The sequence below is a fragment of the Bradyrhizobium sp. STM 3843 genome (assembly GCF_000239815.1).
Taxonomy (GTDB): domain Bacteria; phylum Pseudomonadota; class Alphaproteobacteria; order Rhizobiales; family Xanthobacteraceae; genus Bradyrhizobium.
Map to the genome: position 1 here is coordinate 1 of NZ_CAFK01000266.1, position 4327 is coordinate 4327.

Annotated in this window: 4 protein-coding genes; 3 read left to right on the plus strand and 1 reads right to left on the minus strand. The window is 64.7% G+C overall.

The window, feature by feature from the left end; translation table 11 throughout:
- The first annotated feature begins 42 nt into the window (after positions 1–42).
- Positions 43–522, plus strand: coding sequence for a GFA family protein (locus BRAS3843_RS27425; protein WP_008972384.1), 480 nt, complete (start codon positions 43–45; stop codon positions 520–522).
- 87 nt (positions 523–609) lie between these two features.
- On the opposite strand, the gene BRAS3843_RS27430 is transcribed toward BRAS3843_RS27425, so the two are convergent.
- The gene (locus BRAS3843_RS27430) at positions 610–1245 is read right to left on the minus strand and encodes a carboxymuconolactone decarboxylase family protein (protein ID WP_008972385.1); all 636 of its coding nucleotides are present in this window, start codon (positions 1243–1245) and stop codon (positions 610–612) included.
- A 521-nt stretch (positions 1246–1766) separates the two neighbouring features.
- Between BRAS3843_RS27430 and BRAS3843_RS27435 the strand changes: the two genes are divergently transcribed.
- Positions 1767–3149: a M20 family metallopeptidase gene (locus BRAS3843_RS27435; RefSeq protein ID WP_008972386.1), complete on the plus strand. Its 1383-nt coding sequence runs from the start codon at positions 1767–1769 to the stop codon at positions 3147–3149.
- Between the two features lie 28 nt (positions 3150–3177).
- A partial coding sequence (locus BRAS3843_RS27440) for an MFS transporter (protein ID WP_035982960.1) occupies positions 3178–4327 on the plus strand: 1150 nt, incomplete at its 3' end.

Here is a 4327-nt window from a genome sequence, read left to right on the forward strand (position 1 = left end):
TCCTTCGGACCATCCCGGAATGACATCCGATGGAGCGTGCCCATGCCCAAATCCCCTCCCGCCGGAACAGCCTCCGGCCACTGTCTGTGCGGCCGTGTCGTATTCGAGATCGACGTGCCGGCGCGATGGGCCTGGCATGATCACTCGACCGCCAGCCGCCGCGCGCATGGCGCGGCCTACGCGACCTACGTCGGCAGCTGGCGCAAGCGCTTCCGCATTACCGCGGGCGACGACGCGATCTCACGCTACGAGGACGACGCCACGAAGACGGTGCGCAGCTTCTGCAGCCATTGCGGCTCGCCGCTGTTCTATGAGAGCGCGCGCTCGCCGCATATGGTCAACATCCCGCGTGCGCTGTTCGTCGCGCGCACCGGCCGCGAGCCGCTCTATCACGTCGCCATCGAGGAAGCGCCGGACTGGGCCTATACCGGCGCGCCGCTCGTACCGTTGAAGGGCTATCCCGGCGTGGTCTGGCAGCGCGCGCAACGGAAGAAGCCGCGGGAGCGGGAGGGGATGTTCTGATCCCTTCTGAAGCGATCCAGAGCGCGCACGGTCCCGGATCGCTTCGTCGCGGTGCTCCTCGCCATGAGGGGACGAGAGGCGGCGACGCTATCGCCCCGCCTGCTTGAACGGCATCTCCTCGCCTGTGGGCGGCATGACATGCGCGACGTTGAGCGTCATCGACACCAGGTCGTAGTAGCCGTTGACCGCGATCAGGTCCATGACACCCTGCTCGCCGAAGGCGTTGACCGCGCGGCTGTAGATCGCATCGTCGACGCCGTGCTCGCGCCGAAGCTGGGTGGTGAACTCCCAGATGATCGCCTCGTCGTCTTTCATCTTGTCGGGCTTTCGCCCGGCGCCGATCGCCGCCACGATCGAGGGATCAAGGCCGGCCTTCAGCGCCAGTGGCGCATGCGCGAACCACTCATATTGCGCGCCCCAATGCTGCGCGGTCATGATGATCGCCATCTCGTTGAGCCGCTTGTCGAGCGAGGTGTTGAAGCGAAGATATTCGCCGACCTTCTGCAGCCGGTCGGCGAGCTCCGGGCTGCGCAGCCAGGCGTTGAACGGCCCGCTCAGGCTCTTGCGCGGGCCGGACATGATGGCCTCGGCAACGGTCCGTTGCGCCGGCGTCATCTTGTCCAGCGGAATCTCGGTCATCCGCTCGCCGGTCAGCGCCAGCGCCGCGCCGGCGAACACGACGCCGAAGGCGCAGGCGTGAAGCAGCGTCTTCATCGGTCTCATAGTTGTCCTCCCCGTTGAGCCCGATCTGCCGCGAGCCCTGGCAGCAAGCGTTGCGCATTCTCCTGAGGCTGGCAAGGCCGGGGTGGGATGTCCTGTTCGAGCGCCCGTCGGCCAGTTCGTGCGTGGGAGGCCTCTCCGAATTGCTCGTCGTGCCAAGCTCGGAGGCGGCATGGGCCGCGAGGAGGATGATGCGTATTCGCTGTCATGCCCCGCGAATGCGGGGCATCCAGTACGCCGAGACTTCTCGATTCAAGCACTTCTGTCTCTGGAATACTGGATCACCCGCTTTCGCGGGTGATGACAGCGGAGAAGACGGCACAACGATGATTCCTGGGTGCAGGGACTGTGCAGGAAAGACGGAGCCGCCAGAGGACGCCGGAGGCGGCAGTTGCGCCGGCGCCAGTCGGGTAGTTCCAAAATTCGGGATTCTGCCTTCAGCCCCACAGAATCCACTGCGAGTCTCTTTCGCTCTTGCTGCGATCCCGATAAGACGCGCCGTCAATCGTGACCGGAAAAGCGCCATGACTAGGAATGATGCAATCACCCTTGCCCGCCAGTATCTGAAAACCGGCGAGTTCATCGCCGAGCTCGATCGCCGGGTGGCGTATCGGACCGAGAGCCTCAACGCCGAGCGCAAGGGCGAGCTCTACGCCTATCTCAAGGATGAGCTGACGCCGTCGCTGGCCGCTCTCGGCTTCACCTCGCGCATCGTAGATTCGCCGAGCGGCCGGTCGCCGTTCCTGATCGCGGACTACCACGAGAGCGACAGCGCGCCGACGGTCTTGAGCTATGGCCACGGCGACACCGTCGACGGCATGGTCGGCGAATGGCGCGACGGGCTTGATCCCTGGACCATCACGACCGTGGGCAACCGCGCCTATGGCCGCGGCACCGCCGACAACAAGGGCCAGCACAGCATCAACATCGCGGCGCTGCGCGCTGTCAAGGAGACCCGTGGCGGCAAGCTCGGCTTCAATGCCAAGTTCATCATCGAGATGGGCGAAGAGACCGGCTCGCCTGATCTTGCCAAAGTCTGTGATCTCCTGCGCGACGAATTGAAGGCCGACCTGTTCGTCGGCTCCGATGGGCCGCGGCTGTCGGCGGAACGGCCGACCATCTTCCTCGGCTGCCGTGGCGGCATCCGCATCCATCTCGACGTCAATTTGCGCGAGGGCGGCAATCACTCCGGTAATTGGGGTGGCGTGCTGGCCAATCCCGCGACCATCCTTGCCAATGCGATCAGCACGGTTGTCGACGGCCAGGGCCGCATCCAGTTGGACGCCTTGAAGCCGCCGCCGCTCACCAATTCGATCCGCGCAGCGCTCGCCGACGTCAAGGTCGAGCCGACCGCGGATGAGCCACAGCTGTCGGACAATTGGGGCGAGGAGGGCCTGTCGCCGGCCGAGCGGCTCTATGCCTGGAATACGCTGGAGGTACTCGCGATCTCATCCGGCAATATTGAGAAGCCTGCGAATGCGATCCCCGGCCGCGCCCGTGCCGTGCTGCAGCTGCGCTTCGTGGTCGGCACCAAGGTCGACAACATTGCGGAGGTGATCCGCGCGCATCTGGCGGCGCACGGCTTTCCGATGGTCGAGGTTTCAACGACGCAGAGCTTCATGGCCTCGCGCGCGGATCTCGACAGCCCCTGGATCAAATGGGCGGCGGATTCGGTCAAGATGACGAGCGGCAAAGCGCCCGCAGTGCTGCCCAATTTCGGCGGCTCGCTGCCGAACGACGTGTTCGCGGATGTCCTGAAGATGCCGACCATGTGGTTGCCGCATTCCTACCCCGGCTGCTCCCAGCATGCGCCCGACGAGCACATTCTGCTCGATGTGACCGAAGAGGCGCTCGGTATCATGGCCGGCCTGTTCTGGGACCTCGGCGAACTCGAGAGGCCATTGTGATCGGAACGCCGTCGATAAGGGATATCAGATGACACTTGCAGCGCCCGTCACATCAGAGCTCCCACGCGAGAAGAGCTTCGCGAAGCAGGTGATCGCGACCTCCGTCGGCAATGCACTGGAATGGTTCGACATCGCCGTCTACGGCTTCTTCGCGGTCTATATTTCGAAGGCGTTCTTCCCGAGCAACGACGCCACCACGTCGCTGCTGCTGACCTTCGGCACCTTCGGTCTGTCCTATCTGATCCGCCCGATCGGCGGCATCGTGCTCGGGGCCTATGCCGACCGACACGGCCGCAAGGCGTCGCTCCTGATCTCGATCGTAATGATGACGTTCGGCACGCTGACGGTCGCCCTCATGCCGACCTATCAGACGATCGGCGTGCTGGCGCCGTTGCTCGTCATCGTCGCGCGCCTGGTGCAGGGCTTTTCGGCCGGCGGCGAGTTCGGCAGCTCGACCGCCTTTTTGGTCGAGCACATGCCGGAGCGACGCGGCTTCATCGCCAGCTGGCAGTTTGCCAGCCAGGGCCTGAGCGCCGTGCTTGGCGCCGGCTTCGGCGCGCTTTTGACCTCGGCGATGAGTCCGGCAGACCTGCAGGGCTGGGGCTGGCGGATCCCATTCTTTTTCGGCGTGCTGATCGGGCCGGTCGGCCTTTATATCCGCAACAACATGGAGGATGCCGGTGCGCCACCCGCGGGTAAGGATGGCTCGCCGGTCAAGGACGTTTTCCTGCGTCAGAAGCTTGCAGTGCTGCTGGGCATCGGCGCGCTCGCGGTCTCGACCGCGATCAACTACCTGATCGTCTATATGCCGACCTACGTCGTGAAGACGCTGAACCTGCCGGCGTCCGTCGGCTTCATCGCCTCGCTGGTCGGCAGCATCGCGGTCATGGTGCTGACGCCGATCGCGGGTGCGGTGTCCGACCGGATCGGCCGCACTACGCACATGATCACGATCAATCTGCTGCTGCTGATCACGATCTACCCGGCGTTCTACATTCTGACCAACTATCCGACGCCGGCCGTGATCATCGCCGCGGTCTGCACGGTCGCGACCTTCAAGGCGCTTTACTACGGACCGCTTGCGGCCCTCATGGCCGAGTTGTTGCCCGCGGAGAGCCGTGCGACCGGTCTGGGCCTCGGCTACAATATCGGTGTCACCATCTTCGGCGGCATGGGCC

Bases quoted from the DNA above. Each gene is read 5' to 3' on its own strand.
- BRAS3843_RS27425 (WP_008972384.1), top strand. From the start codon at position 43: ATGCCCAAATCCCCTCCCGCCGGAACAGCCTCCGGCCACTGTCTGTGC.
- BRAS3843_RS27430 (WP_008972385.1), bottom strand. From the start codon at position 1,245: ATGAGACCGATGAAGACGCTGCTTCACGCCTGCGCCTTCGGCGTCGTG.
- BRAS3843_RS27435 (WP_008972386.1), top strand. From the start codon at position 1,767: ATGACTAGGAATGATGCAATCACCCTTGCCCGCCAGTATCTGAAAACC.